The 22,330-nt window shown below is 39.0% G+C and carries 20 protein-coding genes; 3 read left to right on the top strand and 17 right to left on the bottom strand.

Features of this window, described 5'->3' with window-relative positions; all coding sequences use genetic code 11:
• Positions 1-99 precede the first annotated feature (99 nt).
• Entirely contained in the window at positions 100-2,058 is a 1,959-nt protein-coding gene (gene gyrB, locus DFQ12_RS13555; protein WP_120259596.1) for a DNA topoisomerase (ATP-hydrolyzing) subunit B, read from the bottom strand.
• Positions 2,059-2,249: 191 nt separating this feature from the next.
• On the opposite strand from gyrB, the gene DFQ12_RS13550 reads away from it, so the two are divergent.
• A complete protein-coding gene (locus tag DFQ12_RS13550; protein WP_120259595.1) occupies positions 2,250-2,867 on the top strand; it encodes an OmpH/Skp family outer membrane protein in 618 nt (205 codons plus the stop codon).
• Between the two features lie 168 nt (positions 2,868-3,035).
• Positions 3,036-3,941: a CorA family divalent cation transporter gene (locus DFQ12_RS13545; protein WP_120259594.1), complete on the top strand. Its 906-nt coding sequence runs from the start codon at positions 3,036-3,038 to the stop codon at positions 3,939-3,941.
• On the opposite strand, the gene tsaB is transcribed toward DFQ12_RS13545, so the two are convergent.
• The 5 genes from tsaB to mscL form a co-directional block, all read right to left on the bottom strand.
• Complete coding sequence (gene tsaB, locus DFQ12_RS13540) at positions 3,936-4,637, bottom strand: tRNA (adenosine(37)-N6)-threonylcarbamoyltransferase complex dimerization subunit type 1 TsaB (protein WP_120259593.1); 702 nt, start codon at positions 4,635-4,637, stop codon at positions 3,936-3,938. The genes DFQ12_RS13545 and tsaB overlap by 6 nt on opposite strands.
• A 14-nt stretch (positions 4,638-4,651) precedes the next feature.
• The gene (yidD, locus tag DFQ12_RS13535; RefSeq protein WP_120259592.1) at positions 4,652-4,906 is read right to left on the bottom strand and encodes a membrane protein insertion efficiency factor YidD; all 255 of its coding nucleotides are present in this window, start codon (positions 4,904-4,906) and stop codon (positions 4,652-4,654) included.
• The gene (locus DFQ12_RS13530) at positions 4,869-5,285 is read right to left on the bottom strand and encodes a ribonuclease P protein component (protein ID WP_120259591.1); all 417 of its coding nucleotides are present in this window, start codon (positions 5,283-5,285) and stop codon (positions 4,869-4,871) included. Before DFQ12_RS13530 ends, yidD begins: the two co-directional genes overlap by 38 nt.
• 60 nt (positions 5,286-5,345) lie before the next feature.
• Positions 5,346-5,504 (bottom strand): 50S ribosomal protein L34, encoded by a 159-nt coding sequence (gene rpmH / locus DFQ12_RS13525; protein WP_075991291.1) that lies wholly within the window; start codon positions 5,502-5,504, stop codon positions 5,346-5,348.
• A 240-nt stretch (positions 5,505-5,744) separates the two neighbouring features.
• A complete protein-coding gene (gene mscL, locus DFQ12_RS13520; RefSeq protein ID WP_120259590.1) occupies positions 5,745-6,152 on the bottom strand; it encodes a large-conductance mechanosensitive channel protein MscL in 408 nt (135 codons plus the stop codon).
• A gap of 283 nt (positions 6,153-6,435) precedes the next feature.
• On the opposite strand from mscL, the gene DFQ12_RS13515 reads away from it, so the two are divergent.
• On the top strand, positions 6,436-7,077 hold the full coding sequence (locus DFQ12_RS13515) for a response regulator (RefSeq protein ID WP_120259589.1): 642 nt from the start codon (positions 6,436-6,438) through the stop codon (positions 7,075-7,077).
• 23 nt (positions 7,078-7,100) lie between these two features.
• Here DFQ12_RS13515 and DFQ12_RS13510 read toward each other — a convergent pair whose 3' ends face one another.
• The 11 genes from DFQ12_RS13510 to DFQ12_RS13460 form a co-directional block, all read right to left on the bottom strand.
• Positions 7,101-8,243 (bottom strand): sugar phosphate isomerase/epimerase family protein, encoded by a 1,143-nt coding sequence (locus DFQ12_RS13510; protein WP_120259588.1) that lies wholly within the window; start codon positions 8,241-8,243, stop codon positions 7,101-7,103.
• A gap of 88 nt (positions 8,244-8,331) precedes the next feature.
• Positions 8,332-10,032, bottom strand: a complete 1,701-nt coding sequence (gene ftsZ, locus DFQ12_RS13505; protein WP_120259587.1) for a cell division protein FtsZ — start codon at positions 10,030-10,032, stop codon at positions 8,332-8,334.
• Positions 10,033-10,172: 140 nt separating this feature from the next.
• A complete protein-coding gene (gene ftsA / locus DFQ12_RS13500; RefSeq protein WP_104384261.1) occupies positions 10,173-11,546 on the bottom strand; it encodes a cell division protein FtsA in 1,374 nt (457 codons plus the stop codon).
• Between the two features lie 25 nt (positions 11,547-11,571).
• The gene (locus tag DFQ12_RS13495; protein WP_120259586.1) at positions 11,572-12,408 is read right to left on the bottom strand and encodes a cell division protein FtsQ/DivIB; all 837 of its coding nucleotides are present in this window, start codon (positions 12,406-12,408) and stop codon (positions 11,572-11,574) included.
• The gene (gene murC / locus DFQ12_RS13490; RefSeq protein WP_120259585.1) at positions 12,401-13,756 is read right to left on the bottom strand and encodes a UDP-N-acetylmuramate--L-alanine ligase; all 1,356 of its coding nucleotides are present in this window, start codon (positions 13,754-13,756) and stop codon (positions 12,401-12,403) included. The genes DFQ12_RS13495 and murC overlap by 8 nt, the downstream gene beginning before the upstream one ends.
• 9 nt (positions 13,757-13,765) lie before the next feature.
• Positions 13,766-14,869, bottom strand: coding sequence for an undecaprenyldiphospho-muramoylpentapeptide beta-N-acetylglucosaminyltransferase (gene murG, locus DFQ12_RS13485; protein WP_120259584.1), 1,104 nt, complete (start codon positions 14,867-14,869; stop codon positions 13,766-13,768).
• A 14-nt stretch (positions 14,870-14,883) separates the two neighbouring features.
• Positions 14,884-16,089, bottom strand: a complete 1,206-nt coding sequence (locus DFQ12_RS13480; protein WP_120259583.1) for an FtsW/RodA/SpoVE family cell cycle protein — start codon at positions 16,087-16,089, stop codon at positions 14,884-14,886.
• A 31-nt stretch (positions 16,090-16,120) separates the two neighbouring features.
• Positions 16,121-17,494 carry a UDP-N-acetylmuramoyl-L-alanine--D-glutamate ligase gene (murD, locus tag DFQ12_RS13475; protein ID WP_120259582.1) on the bottom strand — a complete coding sequence of 458 codons (1,374 nt, stop codon included), beginning with the start codon at positions 17,492-17,494 and terminating at the stop codon, positions 16,121-16,123.
• A 2-nt stretch (positions 17,495-17,496) separates the two neighbouring features.
• Positions 17,497-18,741: a phospho-N-acetylmuramoyl-pentapeptide-transferase gene (gene mraY / locus DFQ12_RS13470; protein ID WP_120259581.1), complete on the bottom strand. Its 1,245-nt coding sequence runs from the start codon at positions 18,739-18,741 to the stop codon at positions 17,497-17,499.
• Between the two features lie 3 nt (positions 18,742-18,744).
• Positions 18,745-20,205 (bottom strand): UDP-N-acetylmuramoyl-L-alanyl-D-glutamate--2,6-diaminopimelate ligase, encoded by a 1,461-nt coding sequence (locus tag DFQ12_RS13465; RefSeq protein WP_120259580.1) that lies wholly within the window; start codon positions 20,203-20,205, stop codon positions 18,745-18,747.
• On the bottom strand, positions 20,205-22,322 hold the full coding sequence (locus DFQ12_RS13460; RefSeq protein WP_120259579.1) for a penicillin-binding protein: 2,118 nt from the start codon (positions 22,320-22,322) through the stop codon (positions 20,205-20,207). Before DFQ12_RS13460 ends, DFQ12_RS13465 begins: the two co-directional genes overlap by 1 nt.
• Positions 22,323-22,330 lie beyond the last annotated feature (8 nt).

Genomic DNA, 22,330 nt, shown 5'->3' with positions numbered 1-22,330 from the left:
AAAAATGATTCCTCTGTATTAAGTTAGAAAATAAAATGGAATAAAAAAAGGTCTGATGAAAATTTCATCAGACCTTCTATTTTCGTTATAAAATTGTGCTTAAATATCAATTTTTGCGTAACGTGCATTTTTCTCTATAAATTCACGACGAGGTGCAACTTCGTCTCCCATTAACATCGAGAAAATACGGTCACATTCAGCAGCATTTTCAATAGTTACCTGACGCAAAGTGCGTGTTTCAGGATTCATTGTTGTATCCCATAATTGTTCCGCATTCATCTCACCGAGACCTTTATAGCGCTGTACATGTACACTATCTTCTTTACCTGTTCCTTTTAGGCGTTGGATCGCATTAATACGTTGGTCTTCATTCCATGCATACTCATGTTCCTTACCCTTTTTCACGAGATACAAAGGAGGAGTAGCGATATATACATACCCTCTTTCGATCAATTCCTTCATGTATCTGAAATAGAATGTCAAAATCAAAGTCGTAATGTGGGAACCATCCACATCGGCATCGGTCATGATAATGATACGGTGGTAGCGTAATTTGTCAATATTCAACGCTTTGGCATCTTCAGCTGTACCAACGCTTACACCTAAAGCAGTAAACATATTTTTGATCTCTTCATTTTCATAGATCTTATGTTCCATTGCTTTTTCAACGTTCAGGATCTTACCCCGTAACGGCATAATGGCTTGATGCTTACGGTCGCGACCAGACTTCGCTGTACCGCCCGCAGAATCCCCCTCGACAAAATAAATCTCACATTTAGTAGGGTCATTATCTTGACAATCGGCCAATTTACCAGGAAGCCCGGAACCACCCATTACAGTTTTGCGTTGTACCAAGTCCCGAGCTTTACGTGCTGCTGCACGCGCTTGGGCGGCGATAACAACCTTTTGAACAATAGATTTCGCTTCACGTGGGTTCTCTTCAAGGTAAACACCTAAAATCTCACCAACAGCCACATCTACAGCTCCCATTACTTCGGAGTTACCTAACTTGGTTTTTGTCTGTCCTTCAAATTGAGGCTCAGCAACCTTCACCGAAATGACAGCAGTCAATCCCTCACGGAAATCATCGCCTGTAATTTCGACTTTTAAGTTTTTCAGCAACCCTGATTTATCAGCATATGCTTTCAAGGTACGTGTCAGACCTCTGCGGAAACCCGCTACGTGTGATCCACCCTCGATCGTGTTGATATTATTGACATAAGAATGGACATTCTCAGAATAAGTATCGTTATATTGTAAAGCCAACTCCACAGGAATACCTTGTTTGATTCCTTCTACATAGATTGGCTCAGGAATCAATGCTTGACGCGTACCATCCAAGAATTTGACAAATTCTTTCAAACCACCTTCAGAATGAAAAGTTTCTTTCTTTTCTGAACCGTCTTCGTTGGTTTCACGCTCGTCCTCCAAAGTTAAGCTTACTCCTTTATTTAAGAATGCAAGCTCACGAAGTCTATTGGCCAAAGTATCGTAATTATATACTGTGGTTTGTGTAAATATTGTTGCATCCGGATGGAATGTTACAATTGTACCTGTCTTATCAGAGACACCAACTTCTTTTACATCGTATAAAGGTTTACCGATTTGATACTCCTGTTGGTATATTTTTCCATCGCGGTGTACCTCAGCTTTCAAAAGTGTAGACAATGCGTTCACACAAGATACCCCCACACCATGTAGACCCCCAGATACTTTGTATGTATCTTTGTCAAACTTACCACCAGCATGTAATACCGTCATAACGAGTTCCAACGCTGATTTATTCTCTTTTTTGTTGATTCCGGTAGGGATACCACGACCGTTATCCCGAACAGAAATTGAATTGTCTTTATGGATAGTAACAAAGATATCTGTACAGTACCCTGCTACAGCTTCGTCGATTGAATTGTCTACAACCTCGTATACCAAGTGGTGTAATCCTTTTACACCGGTATCACCAATATACATGGATGGACGCTTACGAACCGCCTCTAAACCCTCTAATACCTGAATATTATCGGCCGAGTAGGTGGATGCATTTTTCTTTTCTTCGCTCATTGAAAAACTGTTAAATGTAATATTCAAAAATACGAAATTTTGGCCGATTTATCAAGTCTACGGTGAAGTATTAAACGGATAATCCGAAACAATCAAATGGTCGATAATTTTACTTTTTTATGCTTAAAAATTAGAATTTCGATTTTTTTATGTTAGGTTTGTTTCAGTATTAATTTGCAAATAATAAAAAAATGAACACTATATTTTCAATTGTATCGAAAGTTTCCTTTGGTCTTTTATTGGCTGGAACAATCGTATCATGTAATCAAGGTGCAAAAACGCAAAATGAACCTTCCAAAAATGATTCGAACGCTGTAAGCAAAGAGAGTCAAGGCAGCAACAAGGATAAAATCGTTTATTTAAATTCTGATTCTCTTTCGGAAAAATATCAATATTTTAAAGACATCAAGTCAAAGCTTGAAAACAAAGTAAAAAAAGCGCAAGCCGATCTTCAAGCTAAAAGTGCTGCGTTTCAACGTGAGGTTGCTGACTATCAAAAAAATGCTGCTACAATGTCTGCTGCAGATAGACAAGCTACCGAACAAAAATTAGCACGTAAACAAGATGAGTTGGCAAGATTAGATCAGACTGCATCTTCATCCCTCGCTAAAGATGAGTCAGAAGAATTCAACAACGTGTATAATAAAATCACTGAGTTTTTGAAAAAACATGCTGCAGACAACGGTTATAAACTTGTACTGACTTACTCAAAATCCAACCCTACTGTATTGTATGCTGATCCTTCTCTGGAAATCACCAATGAAGTAATCAAACAGTTAAATGACGAATACAAATCTTCCAACAAATAAGAAGATTAAAATAGATATCAGGAAAGCCATCATAACATTTGATGGCTTTTTTGATTTATTAAGCTCCCAGACCTGCCAATTAAAAAGCAACCCACTCCCCCCTCGTTCTGCAGGTATTGGCAACAAACAAAATTGTTTAGTATCTTGGTCTTTGTATAAATTAGATTTATGATCAAAACGATTGTTGAAAAAGAAATCGCAAATTATGAATGGATTGATATCTCCGAGCCTACCTCGGAAGATTTTACTTTCATCAAGGAAAGATATAATCTAAATGATGCCTCCATTAAGGATTCCAAGGAACCCGACCATCTCCCTAAAATTGAAGAATTTGAAAACTACACGTTTGTTATTCTCCGGGTCATGTCTGATAATTTCAAAGAGAATTCGGACAGTATAGGCGAAGTAACAGATCGCCTAACGATTTTCTATGGCAGCGATTTTGTAATCACTGTACATAAACGCCGTATTGAGTTTTTAGAGAAGCTCAAAAACATTGAGTTTACGAGCATAAAGACTAAAAATAGTCGAAAACTGGCTGTATTTATTACCACAGCTGCGGTTTTCACTTTCAGTAAAACATTGGAACAACTGTCAACACGTATCGATTCTTATGAGGAACTGATTTTTCTGAAACGAATGAAGCAACAACCTGTACTGAAAAATCTATATTTCATCAAACGGCAAATAGATGTCGCCAGAAAGGTCATCTTCTTGTATAAGGAGGTCATCGAACATTTCCATTCGTCCTCCAAAAAAGATGTATATACGCGAGACTTAAAAGATCTTCAAATACGCACCTCAACATTGTATGAAAACTTATCTGAGAATGTTGCGCAATTATTGAACGTATTCTTTAATATATCATCAAATCACACGAACGAAATCATGCGTATTTTGACGATTTTCTCAGTCTTTTTTATGCCGATTACATTTGTGGCGGGAGTATATGGAATGAATTTTAAAAATATGCCGGAACTGGAATGGTATTATGGTTACCCCATTGCTATGGCAATCATGATTGCTATTTCGATGGCCATTTACTTATGGTTCAAAAGAAAAGGTTGGCTATAGGCCAACCTTTTTCTTTGTCATTACCACAAAGTCTTTCAGATAGAAAGGCTCAAAATAGGCAACATCCTCGAATTCTTTATTTTGAAATTTATCAAACGCCAATTGTGATAAAAACGCAGCAGAATCTCTAAACCCTAAATGCACATTCACGCGATCGTTCGTATCAAACAATGTATCAAATTTATCAGCACCTGAACCAAATAGGTTAACGCAATTATATGTAGTCAACAGTTCTTCAAAATAATCAGCGTCAATGATCTCTGCTGAAGTAGGTTTTACAAGTTCATGCTTATGGTCATATACTGCAGAATATACTTCCATGCGACGCGCATCCAGCATTGGTATAAAAGCTTCCTTTTCCTTTAATCCAAATTGCTCGTGGTATCCAAAAAACAATGCTTCAAGCGTATTGATTGCAATCAAAGGTATATCTAAACCATAGCAAAGGCCTTTTGCTGTAGACACCCCAATACGCAATCCTGTATAAGATCCGGGACCCATGCTTACCGCTATCGCTGTAAGCTCTTTCATAGAACGTTCTGTTTCAGCCAAAACCTGTTCGATCAAAACAGTCAGTTTAGCAGCATGCGCGTTAGGTTCATCAAGATCCAGCACGGTTAATGTCTGTCCATTTTCACTTAAGGCTACCGAACAAACGCTGGTCGAGGTATCAATTTGTAAAATTAAATTATTCATCGTTTATATTGAAATCAAGGTACAGGATCATGACCATGGCCGCCCCAGGGATTACAACGTCCTATTCGCTTCAAGGCCATCCAGCCCCCTTTAAAAGGTCCATATTTTAGAATAGCCTCCTTGCCATATTGAGAACAAGTAGGTGTATACCGGCAATTAGCACCCAAGAATGGTGAAATAAATAGTTGATAGAAACGAATAATAGCTAAGAAAATAAAACTAAAGAAAGGTTTAATTCCCTTTTTCCAAATAAGCATCAGCACATTCATCCTGTAATTTTTTTAGCATTTTATTCATCGCGGTATGGAACACATCATATGCTAAGATCTGTTTGCCCACGTACTGAATAGCTAAATACAAAGTTACATTATGTCTAAGCAAAAAAGGAATCAAATCATTCGATTTTTGGAGACGATAGCTTTCACGCATCATACGCTTTATCGCATTGCGATCTACTGCTCTTTTGAACCTACGTTTGGAAACAGATATAATAGACTGACAGGGGGAGGAATTTTCAGTCTCATTGTTTTTTTCGAAAACAAAAACAATTCTAAAAGGGTACAAAACAAAAGAAGAACCGCTTTTAAAAAGCGTATCAATACGCCTTTTCGCACATAACCGTTCTTCTTTTGTAAATGTATTTCTCATACGATGACTTAATCTTATCAGAAAAAGCTCTTATAAGCAGCCACCGATCCTTGTCAAAGATTAACCTTTGTGACGGTATTCGTCAGACACTGTAAGACGTTTTCTACCTTTAGCTCTACGTGAAGCTAATACTCTTCTACCGTTTGCAGAGCTCATGCGCTCTCTAAAACCGTGTTTGTTTCTTCTTTTTCTTTGCGATGGCTGAAATGTTCTTTTCATGACGCTATTATGCTAATTTGTTCTTACTTCAATTAATACAAAACTCCCCAAGAGGAATGCAAAAGTAAAGTTTATTTTAGACAAAAACAAACAATATTGAGAACATTTAGACTTTAAGTAAAAAGTCATCTCTAATTTATTCATTGACAGCCTAAAAAACCAATTTACAAATTGCACAAGAATAAAAAACAGAGAAGTGGTACTCCTCTGTTTTATTCGAAATCAAATAAAAATTTGAAATTATTTAGTTTTCAGAATATCTCTGATCTCCGTCAACAATGTCTCTTCTTTTGTTGGTGCAGCTGGAGCGGCAGGAGCAGCCTCCTCTTTGCGTTTTAGCGAATTTAATGCTTTAATAACAGTGAAAATACATAATGCAACAATTATAAACTGAATAACCACATTAATAAAATTCCCATAGTTGATAGAAACTTCAGCTTGTTTTGTGGCCTCATCAGCAACTTTAAGTATAATTTTCTTGGATGCAAAATCTACGCCACCTGTTAAATAACCTATGGGTGGCATGATAATATCGTCAACCAATGAGGTAACAATTTTCCCAAATGCCCCACCGATAACAACACCGACAGCCAAATCAACAACGCTACCGCGCATTGCGAACTCTTTAAATTCTTTTAAAAATCCCATATTAAAACCATTTAATCTTTTAAAATTTTACCAAAACTAGTAATTGTCACATAAATCTAATTAAAATAAACCAATTTTTTATCGCGAGTCTTTTATTGTCCTACATTTTTCTATCTTAAATCCTATTTTTAAAATTATGACCTAAAACGATATCCTCAAGTTTTTTATTAACTTAATTTGCTATATTTGCTCGTTAACTAGGGCAAAATATCAAGATATATTGTATATTGATAGTACTTTAAATTTCGTACGGTAATAAAGCCCAGAATAATATAAAGTATCTATGAAGAAGATTCTTATTGCAGACGACCACGGTATTGTACGACTCGGAGCTTCCGTTATTATTAAGGAGACCCTTAAAAAAGCGGAAATATTTCAGGCCGAAAATTTCGACGAGGTACTAGAAAAGATAAAACTGGAAGATTTCGATCTATTATTACTGGACATCAATATGCCAGGAGGAAATAATATTAGAGTTGTTGAAGAAATCCTGCAGATTCAACCTACTATCAAAATTTTAATTTTCTCATCTTATGATGAATCATTATATGCTTTACGCTATATTGAAGCTGGAGCAGTAGGCTATCTCAATAAAACTACCGCGATGGCAGAATTGAGTCACGCTATATTAGCTATCCAAGAAAGAGGTAAGTATATGTCGAGCAATGTACAGGATTTATATGTCCAAAAATTGACTCAGAGTAAATCCGAACTTACAAAATTAAATCCATTGGCACGCTTGTCAAACAGAGAGGTAGATGTGGCAAAACAACTGATCAAAGGCCTAGGAATCATTGAAGTATCGGGCCTACTTGAGCTGAGCCCATCAACTGTCAGTACCTATAAAAGCAGAATATTTGAGAAGCTAAATGTTTCCAATATTCCTGAGCTAATTGAACTTTTCAGAATACACTCCAACAATTAAAATGTTGTTGGAGTGTATCTTTTTTAGATTAGATCATCCATTGTTATAACTGGAATATCTTTCACATTGATATCTTTGAGGGGTTCCGATTTTTTATAAGCATAACCCACCTCAGCTTCCAAATCCCATAACATAGGGGCTAAGAAATTAAGACAAGTCGTAAATCCTTGTACTGTTGCCGAAAAATCTCCTGTATCTTTTGAATTTTTTGCCTCATTTTCAATTTCAAATGGCCCTTTGAATCCACGTTCCTGAAGTAGATCAACAAAACCGCGCCAATCCATGCTATCTGATCCACCAAATCCAGGAAGCATCGCTTCATAGTGATGTCTATCCCAGTCATGCCCCGGAATACTCACATTTGCTTTTTTTGCTAGTTCAGCGTCAACATGTTGCATAGGATACATTCCACCCCAATCCACACGAGCAGTTGTCTGTAGGTTACGTGTGGTTTTCACATGTATACGCTGCAATCGACTGATATCAGTATTACGAATGACGTCAATTGGGTTTGTATTTTGCCAAACATCATGTGAAGGATCGTAAATTTCACCATGTGCTTTACTAGGCACCATTGCATACATCAATTTACGTGCTGCCAAGACTGCTGGTAAGTTGTTGTAGGTAGAACTATACCTTGAAGAACGCCAGCCCTCCATAGGACAGTTTTCATATAGTATTGTTACCCCAAGACTCTCAGCGTAATTCACAATTGGTGCAAATACGCGCTTATATTCATCCAGGTTTTTCTGAAATCCATCAAGCTGATTTCCCAATTCGTGATTATAACCGACGAAAGTACCAACTTTGATATTATTCTCATCACCACCCAGCAAATGGGCAATCCGGATCAATTTTAATAGGTGATTCTGATTTTTTACACGTTGTTCGGGATCTCCTCCAATCATATTCTCAAAGGCTCCAAGTGAAAGCTTTAAATCGGCTTGATTAAACAATTCTAGCGTCTCTTTAGCTTTTACTGGTGTAAATCCCTCATAGTCCAAATGTGTAGCTGTATGGTCCTCACGCGTGCCATCTTTTCTAAAAACACAAAGGTCAATTCCACCGGCGCCAATTCTTTTTGTTGTTTGAATCAACTCTGGTAGTGACAATTTATCAAAGGCAGAACTCATCACCCATACAGGGTTATTTAATTTTGTAGTCATAGCTTGTATAATTGTATTATATCGGTATTTAAAGATACTAAAAAAGCCATCCGAATGGATGGCTTTTTAGTATTTTATGTCAATTCGATTAATCTACATTGTCGTGTAAAAAAGAATTATTTGGTCGAATCTCGGTATTTCCATCCTCAAACGACAATGTAAAGCGAGAGACTTGTGACTGCGAAGAATGTGGTGTATCCTCCAATGACATCTGCTTTCTTTTGTAAGCTGGCTCATTCTCCAACTCATGAAGACCATTCGAAGATTTCAATTTCATGCTTAGTTCTTTCAATCGCAAGATACGCTCTTTGGTACGCACCAATTGATCTTCAAACGATACCTGCTCTTCTTCTACCTGCGGAACTTCAATTTGTTCGTTTGTTGTGCTTGAGGAAAACGTTGGTTTTTCCTCATAGTCTGATGCAGATGGAGTTGAATAGGAATCGAATACTGTTGGCATTTGAAATTGAAAAACAGAAGGTGAAGTTTTCAACTGAAAATCACTTTCAGCAAATGGAGTTTCCTCTTCATAAGCGCCATCAAATCCCAAATCATGACGTATTACCTGTGGTTCTTCAATCGCTACTTGCTGTTGTTGCACAACATTTTTGGGAGAAGTAAATAAGTCAGACTGCAGATTATTTGGCGTCGAAGTATTTGTTGAAGGAGCTGGTGTATCCACACGTTGAACCGGAGTGACAAAACTATTGGCAACTGGCGCTTCCTTTGGAGCCACCTGAGAAACAGGTTTAACAAAAGAATTTACCGGTTCAGGTGTCAAGGGCATAGATACTTTTGTATTTTCGCGCTCTTTATCACGTTCTTCTGAAGTCTGAAAACCTGTTGCGATAATTGTTACTGACAATTCATCTTCAAAGTTTTCGTCAATACAATTACCCCAGATCAAATCGGCAGACAAGCCTGCTTTTTCTTGAATATAATCTGTGATGATTGCAACTTCATCCATCGTTACCTCTTTTGTTCCAGAAGTAATATTCAATAAAATATAACGAGCTCCTTCGATCTCATTGTCTTTCAACAATGGGGAAGCCAAAGCACCTTCTACTGCACGTAACGCACGATCTTCACCTTCGGCAATCGCATTACCCATAATCGCTACACCACTATCGTTCATAACTGTACGAACATCTTTAAAATCGACGTTTACATAACCAGGGATAGTGATAATTTCGGCGATACCTTTTGCGGCAGTAGTCAATATATCATCTGCTTTTGCAAAGGCTGCTGTCATCGTTAAATTTCCAAAGATTTCGCGCAAGCGATCGTTGGAGATAACAAGATAAGAATCTACATATTTACGCAATTCCGAAAGTCCCTCTTCCGCTTGTGAGCGACGACGTTTACCTTCGAATGTAAATGGTGTGGTAATGATCGCAACAGTAAGAATACCCAATTCCTTAGCGGCCTTAGCCAAAACCGGGCTTGCTCCAGTACCTGTACCACCACCCATACCAGCAGTAATAAACAACATTTTGGTATTGGTGCCCAACATGCGTTTGATATCTTCAATACTTTCGATAGCCGAATTTTCACCTACATCAGGATCTGCTCCAGCACCCATACCTTCGGTTAGACTTATTCCCAATTGAACTTTATTTGGGATCGGGCTTAACTCCAATGCCTGAGCATCAGTATTACACACGATAAAATCTACACCACTAATTCCTTGTTTATACATGTGGTTTACGGCATTGCCGCCACCACCACCAACCCCAATAACCTTGATTATTGAAGATTGCTCTTTTAACATTTCAAACTGTATTGACATAACTTATCCCTATTTAACTTATAATGAACACGATATCAAAATGAACCAAACCCACTATATGTAATGTAATAATAATATAATTTCAACAAAAGTTTTCCACATTTGTGAAATTGTGGAAAACTTCAACCATTGTGGAAAACTTACTTTTTATCTAAAAAACTTGCGTCATCAATTTCATTACCATCCTTAATAAATCGCTTGAACCATGACAACAATCCTTGTTCTTTTTGCTGTTGTTCCGAAACTTCTTTCGTCGTCGTGGTCGCCTGTACTTTTTTAGCTGGTGCATGCGCTTCTCTACGGCTATCCTCCTCTTCTTCATGCGATTGAATACCCTTGATCAACAAGCCAATACTTGTTGCATATAATGGGCTTTTCAATTCTTCAAATAGTGGTTTCGGTAATACTTCATTCTTCGAAAGATACTCGTTAGGAAAACCGACACGACAATCTATTCCAGTGATGTACTCAACGAGTTGTACCAAATGCTTCAATTGAGCTCCACCTCCTGTGATAACGATACCACCGATCAGTTTATTTTCATAACCAGAAGATTTGATCTCATAATACACATGCTCGATAATCTCTTCCATTCTAGCTTGAATAATATAAGCCAAGTTTTTCACCGAAATTTCCTTCGGCTCACGACCTTTCAATCCAGGAACACAAATCACCTCATTCTCTTTGTTTTCATCTGCAAGAGCAGATCCAAATCGAGTTTTCAGCAATTCCGCCTGCGAACGTAATACAGAACAACCTTGGCGAATATCTTCGGTCACAATATTACCGCCCAATGGGATTACAGCGGTATGACGAATAATTCCTTCATGGAAGATGGCAACATCTGTCGTTCCACCACCAATATCAACTAATACAACACCAGCATTTTTTTCATCTTCATCCAATACAGCTTCTGAAGATGCCAAAGGCTCAAGGATCAGTTCAGCAACTTCCAGGTTGGAATTATCAATACATTTTTTAATATTTTTGATATCGGTAACTCTTCCCGAAATAATATGGAAATTTGCTTCTATACGACGTCCAGCCATGCCGATAGGTTCGCGGATACCCGGTTCATTATCTACCGTAAACTCCTGAGGTAAAACATGTATAATTTCTTCTCCTGGAGGCAGTACCAGTTTATACATATCGGAAATCAATCGTTCGATATCTCTACGAATGATTTCATCATCACCATCTGTTTTGGTAAATATTCCACGGTGTTGGATGCTCTTAATGTGCTGACCAGCGATCCCCACATTGACAACCTTAATATCGACATTAGATTGTGCTTCGGCAATTTCTACCGCTTCCAAAATACTTCCCACAGTCTTTTGGATATTGGCAACCACTCCTCGGCTCACACCCGCAGAGTCGGCTTTGCCCACACCTAATAATTCGATTTTGTTCCCTGAGCTACGTCTCCCAACCGTAACACAAATTTTGGTAGTACCAATATCGAGTCCCACGATAATTGGATTCTCTCTTTCAATTTCTGCTGCCTTTGAGTTCATAATTTCCTGTATTGTTGCTGTATTACTATAATGTATTATTTGCTATTTTTTTTGTTTGATCATCTGAGAAGCTCCAATTTCCTCGCTTTTCACAGATGATCTGTCCTCCGTATTTTACATTCACCACACCATAGGCATTGATACCTACTTTTGGCATGATCTGCGTATAAAATGTTTTTAATAATTCAAACTTTTGTTCCAACGAATCGGCAGATCCAACAATCAATTGTTGTGTTCCGACCCGGGGTACAAGTTCTATGTCATGATCTGCATTCACATAGATCTGTACAACCTGGTTACTCCACAATTCATCCTTTCCAATAAATTCCGCCACCTTCACTAAATCTTTCACCAATGGCGTTGATATTGTATCCAATGCCTCATTATATCCTTCAGCTATATTACCGGTTGCCACCATGATGTGCGGGATATACTTTAACGTAGTCGGTATCTTTAAACCTTTGGGATCAACATAGAACTCGCGTCCGTTTTTATTGATAATCCGCATGACCGCTTCGCGCTGATCGATATTAATCCGTATGGTTCCGTCCATATCAGCATGAATACTTGCATTCGATACATAGGGCAACTTTTTCAAGGTCTTTTCCACCCGCTGAAAAGGAATACCATTGACCTTCTTACCTACAAAACTTCCATAGTTTTGCTCAATCAGTTTTGAAATATCTGCTTGGTCAATAAAAGCCTCTGTTCCTTCAATGACTATTTTCACATCCTTACAGAGCTGTTGTTCATCACGCTTCCCCACAATGGCCATGATCACAACCACCACAATAACCCCAATAAAAAATAGGGTAAAGTAGAGTACACGATTCCATTGTATGTCACGTAATTTTTTAAGCATGTTCAAAAATCGCTTGTAATGGTTTTACCAATTTATCTATATCTCCTGCTCCTACTGTCACGATCAAATCCGGTCTTTCATTTCGTGCAAAATCTAATACCTCTTCGGCTGTAACAATCTGTTTATGCTGCGCTGTAATTTTGTCCAACAACCAACTTGAGTTAACGCCTTCTATCGGAAGTTCCCGTGCTGGATATATTTCCATTAAGAGTAGATTATCCGCCGTAGATAACACTTCAGCAAAACCATCCACAAAATCTCTGGTACGCGTAAACAAATGTGGCTGAAATACAACATTTAGTTTCTTTGTTGGATATAATTTCCGCATGGATGTCAAAAAAGCTCGTAACTCTTCAGGATGGTGCGCATAATCGTCAATATAGACCACCTCCGGTGTACGAACGATATACTCGAAACGCCTTTTAACTCCTTTGAATGTTGTCAACGCGGTCTTAATTGCCTCCGTCGAAATTCCCAGTAGACGAGCTACTGTAATTGCTGCAACAGCATTTTCAACATTGTGAATCCCTGGAATACCCAAATGAATATCTTCAATTTTCCCATTGGCATCCTGGTAATCAAAAAAGAACTCCCCTTCTCTTACATGAACATTGGATGCATAGGCATCTGCCACTTCCTGACCAGAATAACTAATCTGACCTTTAAATTCCAATCCTTTCCTTATAATACGCGTGCCGCCATCAACGACCTTGTCCAAAAACAACTGGAAAGATTCAAGCAAATGGCTCTTATCACCGTAGATATCCAAATGATCTGCATCCGAAGAAGTGACGATCGCGATATTCGGATGAAGTGTCAAAAATGAACGGTCAAATTCGTCAGCTTCAACCACTACGGTATTATTGTTTCCGTAAAGCACATTCGTATCGTAATTAGAACTGATACCGCCTAAAAAAGCGGAGCAATCGTAACCCGAATCTTTCAACAGGTGTGCGACCATCGTTGAAGTAGTCGTTTTGCCATGGGTTCCAGCTACCGCAATTGTAAACCTACTTTCACTAATGATACCGAGTACTTGTGATCTTTTATACAATACATGACCCTGAGATTCAAAAAAAGCTTTAATCTTAGAATCTTTAGGAATCGCAGGTGTAAATATCACCAATGTAGCAGCAGCAGGCTGATGGAAAATAGAATCAATAGAATTCACATCATCCTGATATGTGATCGAAATACCTTCTTTGACCAATGTCTTGGTCAATTCGGTTTCCGTACGGTCATATCCATTCACCTCACAGCCCAAATGCTTAAAATAGCGTGCAAGGCCACTCATGCCGATTCCGCCGATTCCGATCAAGTAAACTTGTTTTATTGCATCTAGATTCATATGTATTATCTATTTCTTATTTGCCAATTTATACACTTGCTCCGCAATCTGAATATCAGCATCCAGCTTACCAAGTATTTTTATATTTTCACTCAATTGCGCCACTTGATCCGGATTCCCGAATAAATCCAACGCTGTTGGAATCAAAGTCTTTGCGGCATCTACATCTTTCACCAACAGTGCTGCATGCTTATTGACCAATGCCATTGCATTTTTAGTCTGATGATCTTCCGCAACATTTGGCGAAGGAACCAGAATAACGGGTTTCCCGACAACACACAGTTCCGAGATCGTACCTGCTCCTGCTCGGCTAATAATCAAATCAGCAGCGGCATAGGCATAATCCATTTTTTGAAGAAATGCCATCATCTTCACATTCGCGGGCAGTTTCCCTTCCAAGTCTGTCCGAAGTGTGTCGATATAAAAACTACCACATTGCCAAATCACCTGTACATCCTCTTTGGATAGCAAATCCAAATAGGCGACAACACTTTCATTCAATGTTCTGGCACCTAAACTCCCACCTAACACCAAGATTGTCTTTTTGTATTGTTCCAATCCAAAGAACTCCAAAGCCTCAGCCTTTTTTCCCTCAATCGAAACAGACTCCCTTCGTATCGGATTTCCAGTCAACAACACTTTATCAGCTGGGAAGAATTGTTCCATCCCCTCGTAGGCTACACAAATCTTTGCCGCTTTTGCACCAACCTTTTTATTTGTTACGCCAGCATAAGAATTCTGCTCCTGAACTACGGTAGGAACACCCAATTTATTCGCCATCATCAATAAAGGTCCAGAAGCAAAACCACCAACACCTACTGCGACATCGGGTTTAAAGTCTCGGATTACCTTTTTTGCCTTACGGAGGCTCTTCATTAATTTAAATGGTAATAGGATATTCTTCCAAAGCTGCTTTCTATTGATTCCCTGAATATCAAGTCCAACAATAGTATAGCCTGCAGCAGGCACCTTATCCATTTCCATCCGACCATTAGCACCTACAAACAAAATTTCATTTGCAGGATCCATCGTCTTCAACGCATTTGCAATTGAAATCGCCGGAAAGATATGTCCTCCGGTACCACCCCCACTTATTATTACTCGAATTGCCATGCTCAATATATTGTTTAGGCTGGAATTGAACCGATCACCACTTTTTTAGGCTTCGGCTTTTCGTCCAGCTGCTCTTTACCTTTTAATTCCTCAATATTTCTGCTCACACTCAGGATAATTCCTAAGGCTACACTTGTAAATAAAATGGATGTACCTCCCATACTCACTAAGGGTAATGGCACCCCAGTTACTGGTCCCAGCCCTACTGCCACCGCCATATTTGCCAGAGCTTGTATGGTTAAGCTGAAACCTAAACCCGCCGCCAAGAACGTCCCAAACGCCTTGGGACTCATCGTGACAATACGTATACATCGATACATAAAAGCCAAGTATAGAAATAGCAGGATCACGCCACCAACTGTACCATACTCCTCAATAATAATTGCATAAATAAAATCGGAATATGGGTGCGGCAATACATTTCGCTGAACGCTATTTCCCGGGCCTTTACCAAAGAGCCCTCCTGTAGCAATTGCGATCTTTGCATTATTTGCTTGATAGTTCTTATCATCCTGGAATGAAACTGGTGTTGCATCATCTTTCTTTTCTACTCCAAAGAAAGACTTAACACGACTATAATACGTCGCACGCCTAGGACCAACAGACACCACTATAATCCCCAATAAAACAACTCCCGCCGAAACAATAGCGATCTGTTTAAACGATATCCGGCCAATCAAAAGCAATAAAACACTCACCCCAAACAACATAACCGCAGTAGACATATTCGCCCAAGCGATCAGAACGAAAACACCACATACCGACCCCATTATGGGTAAAAATGCTTTTTTAACGTCCTTGATTTCCTCCTGTTTTCGAGATAACATCCGCGCAAGAAAAACAATCAACGATAATTTTGCCAAATCTGATGTCTGGAATGTCATTCCTGTACCAGGAATAGTTAACCAGCGGCTCGCCTGATTTACACTACTTCCAAATAATAAAGTAAATAGTAATAAAGGTATTGTGATCCCCATTAAGATTTTAGAAATACCCGCATAATACCGATAATCCAGCTTATGTGAGAGATACATCAAAATAAATCCGATGGCGATGATAGAAAAATGCTTCAACAGATACATCTCTGTCCCCTTTCCTTCTTTATAGGCTAAGGTTCCGACTGAACTGTATACGGCCAAAAGTGACCATCCCGATAAGATAATCACAATGATCCATATCCATCGATCACCTTTTAATTTAGACATTATGTTCTGTAGCATATCCTTCTTCCTTTATGGTTGTACCATTTATTTATAATTCCATTACAGCTGCTTTAAATTTATCGCCACGATCTTCATAGTTTTTAAACCAATCAAAGCTCGCACAAGCTGGGGACAATAATACGGTATCGCCCTTTTTAGCTAAATGTGAAGACAAGATAACTGCATCCTGCATCGATGTACTGTTAACGATAATTTCAACATCTTGCTCAAAGGCCTTATGAATTGCCGCTGTATCTTTTCCCAAACACACGATAGCGTGCACTTTGTCTTTCACCAGATCAGCAAGCATTGTATAGTCATTTCCTTTATCTACCCCCCCCAATAACAATACAATCGGTGTCGAAAAACTCTCTAAAGCATACCATACCGAATTAACATTCGTTGCCTTTGAATCATTAACGTAGTTTATACCGCCGATACAAGCAACATGTTCAAGACGATGTGGAATATTCACATACGACCCCATGCTTTCTTTCATCGCTTGATTTCTCAACTCCTGCACTTTTGCAATCAATCCAGAAGCCATACTATTATAAATATTATGCTTCCCCTGCAATGACAATTCCTCAGTTCTCATAGTGAATGTATCGTTATTTGGTGTATTAATAATCATTGTTTTATTGGCAGTTAAATAGGCTCCCAATTCAACAAGTTGTTCTTGTGTAAAAGGTAAATAAGTCCCTTTACTATGGTGTCTCTCCAATCCCTTGATTGTCTCAGGATCGTCTAGACAGTATATAAAATAATCTTTTTCCGTCTGATTTTGAATCATTCTGAATTTGGAATCCACATAATTCTCCATTTTATGGTCGTAACGATCCAAATGATCAGGCGTGATATTTAGAATTACAGCAATATCTGCTCTAAAATGGTACATATCATCCAACATAAAGCTTGAAATTTCCAAAACGTAACAGTCAAAATTCTCTCGCGCAACCTGAAGTGCAAAGCTTTTTCCAATATTACCCGCCAAACCCACATTAAGGCCACCATGCTTTAGCATTTCGTATGTCAACATGGTTGTCGTAGACTTGCCATTTGATCCTGTGATGCAGATTAATTTAGCAGCAGTATATTGGGCAGCAAATTCTATTTCGGCAATAACCGGAATATTTTTTTCCTTTAGGGAGACCACCAAGGGTACTGTCTCTGGAATTCCGGGGCTCTTGACAACAAGAGCAGCATTCAATATCCGAGATTCATCATGATTCCCTTCCTCGAAAGCAATGCCTTCTGCTTTCAATTGCTCCTTATAATGATCCGCTATCAATCCTTTATCCGATACAAAAACATCATAGCCCTTTTCCTTCCCCAGGATTGCAGTACCCACACCACTTTCACCTGCGCCTAAAATGACCAAGCTTCCTGATTGAGGGTAATATGCTGTTGATATATTTGACATCGTTATCTAATTTTTAATGTTACTATTGTCAGAATGGCTAAAATTATTCCCACAATGACAAAACGCGTTACAATTTTCGCTTCATGATACCCCTTCTTTTGGAAGTGGTGATGCAAAGGGGACATTAAAAATATCCTTCTTCCTTCGCCGTATTTCTTTTTGGTGTATTTGAAATAGGAAACCTGTAGGATCACCGAGAGATTTTCCAATAAAAACACACCACATAAAATCGGAATCAGCAATTCTTTACGGATCAAAATCGCAAATGCCGCAATGATACCTCCAATTGCCAAGCTACCTGTATCCCCCATAAAAACCTGTGCAGGATAGGTATTATACCATAGAAAACCGACACAAGCTCCCACAAATGCTCCTGCAAAAATCACAAGCTCACCAGAGTTGGGGATATACATAATATTGAGATAGTCTGAAAAAATCACGTTACCAGACACATAAGCCAAAATTGCCAAGGTAACCCCAATTATTGCGGACGTACTTGTGGCCAGGCCATCGATGCCATCGGTAATATTAGCGCCATTGGATACTGCAGTAACGATAAAAATGACAACAATTAAAAAGACTACAAAAGTCAAATAGTCACTTTGTAAGCCAAACATCTTGAACACCTTGGCATAGTCAAATTCATTATTCTTATAAAAAGGGATATTTGTTTTAGAAGATTTCACATTTTCAGCATATGTTTTTTCTCCTGTACCTTCGTTAATAACCACTTCCACCGGTTTAGTTGAAGTTGGCTTATCCACACCTTTACGTACCACAATATCCGGGTGAAAATACATCGTGCAAGCAATAATAGCCCCAAGGCCGACCTGGCCAACCACTTTGAATTTTCCAGCTAACCCTTCTTTATTATGTCTAAAAACTTTAATATAATCATCCAGAAAACCTATTGCCCCCATCCAAAGCGTCGTTACAATCATGATGATCACATAGATATTTGTCAACTTGGCAAATAATAAGGTAGGAACCAAGATCCCCGCAATGATAATTATTCCTCCCATTGTGGGCGTACCAGCTTTCTTTTTTTCACCTTCTAGCCCTAAATCACGAATTGTCTCCCCAACTTGTTTATTATGCAAGAACTGGATCAATTTTCCCCCAAAAACCGTGGTAATAATTAATGAAGCGATTACCGCCATAGATGTTCTAAAGGAGATGTATTGAAACAAACCTCCTCCTGGTATATGGATATATTCGCTAAGCCACGTAAATAGATGGTACAACATATTCTATTTTTCGTTAAATGTATTCTCTAAAATTTCCTTATCATCAAAATGATGCTTGACACCATTCACATCTTGATATTTTTCATGTCCTTTTCCGGCGACCAGGATAATATCTCCAGGGTTTGCCAACTGATACGCTGTACGTATCGCCTCTTTACGGTCGGCTATAGAAAGCGTTTTTGCCTTTTGATCAGCCCCTACACCAGCTTCAATATCTTTAATAATCTGATATGGATCCTCTGTACGTGGATTATCCGATGTAATCAAGAAACGATCGCTGTAGCGTAATGCTGCTTCCGCCATCTCAGGTCTTTTGGTTTTGTCGCGATCACCACCACAGCCCAAAACAGTAATAATCTTTTGCTCTGGACGTCTTAAAGAACTAATGGTTTTTAAGACATTTTCAACAGCATCAGGTGTGTGTGCATAGTCCACAATACCAAAAACACCGGAGGTGGATTTCATCGTTTCAAAGCGTCCTTCTGCCCCTTTCAAGGTACTTAACGCCGTCAACACCTTTACGGTCTCTTGCTCCAATAGGATTGCTGCGGTATACACCGCTAAAAGATTATAAGCATTAAAATCACCGATCAATTTGACCCATACTTCCTGCCCATCAATACTCATCAACATCCCGTCAAAATGGCTTTCGATAACTTTAGCTTTAAAATCAGCCCCAGAACGCAAGCCATAGCTTTTTTTATGAGCAACTGTATTTTGCAACATGATCTGACCATTTCGATCATCCGCATTTGTTAAAGCAAACGCATGTACATCCAGATCATCAAAGAACTTCTTCTTTGCTTTGATATAGTTGTCAAAAGTTTTGTGGAAATCCAGATGATCGTGTGTAATATTCGTAAATATTGCACCTGCAAACACCAACCCTGCAATACGCTCCTGCACCACGGCATGCGAACTGACTTCCATAAAAGCGTAATCACAACCATCGTCTACCATATCCCGTAAGAGTTGGTTCAACTGAATCGGATCCGGTGTAGTGTGTGTTGCGGGAATTATCTTTGGACCAATTTGATTCTGCACTGTTGACAACAAACCAACATGATACCCCAACTCAGTAAACAATTGGAATAACAATGTCGCTACTGTCGTTTTTCCATTGGTTCCTGTCACTCCAACCAACTTGAGTTGCTCGGATGGATTACCATAGAAATTAGCAGAAGCAACTCCCAAGGCATATGCGGAGTCTGCCACTAAAATGTAAGCCACAGAGTCCAATGTTTCCGCAGGAAGTTCTTCAACAATAACTGCCCTTGCTCCAGAGGTGATTGCCTTATCGATAAATAAATGTCCATCTGTCTGAACACCACGCACAGCGATAAACAAACTTCCCAGCTCCACCTTTCTGGAATCAAAGCACAAAGAGTGCACATCGACCTCTTCGAGGTTTCCCACCACCTGTTGAATAGGGATAGCATGCAATACTTTTTTTAAATCCATCATTACTTAAGTTCTAAATTTATCGCTGTTCCAAATGGGAGTTTTTGACCCGCAGTCAAAGATTGTGCTCCCACTCTTCCCTTTCCAAATACATGTGTTTTAAATCCCGCATTCTCCATCACATACAATGCATCCATCAATCCCATTCCCACTACATTTGGTACAATTCCTTCTTTATATTTCAAATCCACAAATGGCACACCTCTATTCGATGTATCTACTTCGCCTCTGGCGACCATATCCCAATTCACTGTATTAATTCCCAACTTATCGTATACTTTCTTACTCGCTTCTCTTGACCCTTGCAAAGTCAATGGCATTCTTCCGCCAACATTAACTGCTTTAAATGATTTTTTTCCCTGCATCTCCATATCATTAGCATAAACCATATCTGCAAGTTCTTTAAAAACAGGTCCGGCCACCGATCCACCATAATAACCATTTCTCGGATTTCGGATCACCACAATAATCGAATATTTCGGATCTTCAGCAGGAAAATAGCCTGCAAAAGATGACTGGTATCTCCTAGCTCCATAACCTCTTGAGCCATCAGCCATCTGCGCTGTTCCCGTCTTACCTCCCGATGTATACAATGGGCTAGCAACACTTCTTCCTGTACCCTCCGTCATGACACCTTCCATCATTCCCCTCACCTCTGCCAATGCATGATCCGAAGCGATCTTTTCATTAATTACCTTCGCCTGAAAGCTTTGAATCGTATTCCCCAAATGCCTTATCTCTTTGACAAATAGTGGTGCAATCAATTTACCATTATTTGCAACAGCGTTATAAAATGTCAAGGTCTGTAATGGCGTAATCTTCATCTCATAACCATAAGCCATCTGAACCAATGACAATCCACTCCAAGATTTACTTTTCGATGTTTTTACCAATGGAACTCCCTCTCCCGGAATCTGCAGATCTAACGTCTTACCGAATCCAAAAGAATGCAGTTTCGACGTAAACTGATCTGGGTTATCTTTATAAGCCTGATAAACAAATTTTGTAACCCCAACATTCGACGATTCTTCAAAAGCTCTTTTAGCCGAGACTATAGATTTTTTTGGTGCATGCGAATCGCGAATTGTATGCTTGTAAATCGGCCAGTTACCATTTCCGATATTTATGGTTGTACTTGAATCGATTTTCTTATCATCAATCAACGCTAGATAAGAGGCAAGTTTAAAAGTTGAGCCCGGATCCGCGCTTTGCGCAATAGCAAGATTGAACTTCTCCCGATAAACACCATCTTTATCCCGCATAAAATTTGCAACGGCCCGCACTTCACCTGTTTTCACTTCCATCATCACAACACAGCCTTCATCAGCATTGCTCACAATCATCTGTTTCTCTAGCGCTCTTTGAGCCATATCCTGCATATTCACATCAATTGTAGATATGATGTCCGAACCATCAACAGGTGCTACCTCAATATCTCTATTGACAGGAATCCAGACACCACCAGCAATACGCTGCATCAATCTCTTTCCACTCTTTCCATCAATATACTCACCGTATGCTCCCTCTAAGCCGACATGGATATTTTCCTTTACGTTTTTATATCCAATAGTTCTTGCCGCCAGATTAACGAACGGCAAAATCCGTTTATTCTGTCTGTCGGTAATCAAACCGCTAGGAAAACGTTCTTTTTCAACACGAGCTGATTTAAATAAAGGAAATTGCTTCACCTTCTTTAAATCCTGATGTGACACATTCCGCTTAATTAGTAGATAGCGTTGTTTTTTATTCCGCGCCTGTTTTAGTAATGTCAAATATTGCCGAGATGATTTATCCTTAAAAAAATCAGCCAATTTAATCGCGAGAGAATCAACTTTGAGATTGAAATATTCATTTTCTTCTTCAGGAATAGCCATCGCATCAAAACGAAGTTCATACTCAGGAACAGAAGTTGCCAATAAGCTTCCGTCGTTGGAATAGATATTCCCCCGTGCAGCTTCAACCTCACGTTCTTGAATAGAAAGACTATCCGCCAAAGCCTTCCAATGTTGCCCATCCACATATTGCAACTTCAGCATTTTCCCAAATACCATAAATGCAAGAAGCACAATAAGTCCAAAGGCAAAATAGACGCGAATAAGAATCGTGTTTCTGATACTCATAACTCTCT

Origin of the sequence: Sphingobacterium detergens, from assembly GCF_003610355.1 — a bacterium.
Classification (GTDB): domain Bacteria; phylum Bacteroidota; class Bacteroidia; order Sphingobacteriales; family Sphingobacteriaceae; genus Sphingobacterium; species Sphingobacterium detergens.
The sequence above is the reverse complement of the archived record's forward strand: the minus strand, read 5'-3'. Positions and strand labels throughout refer to the sequence as shown.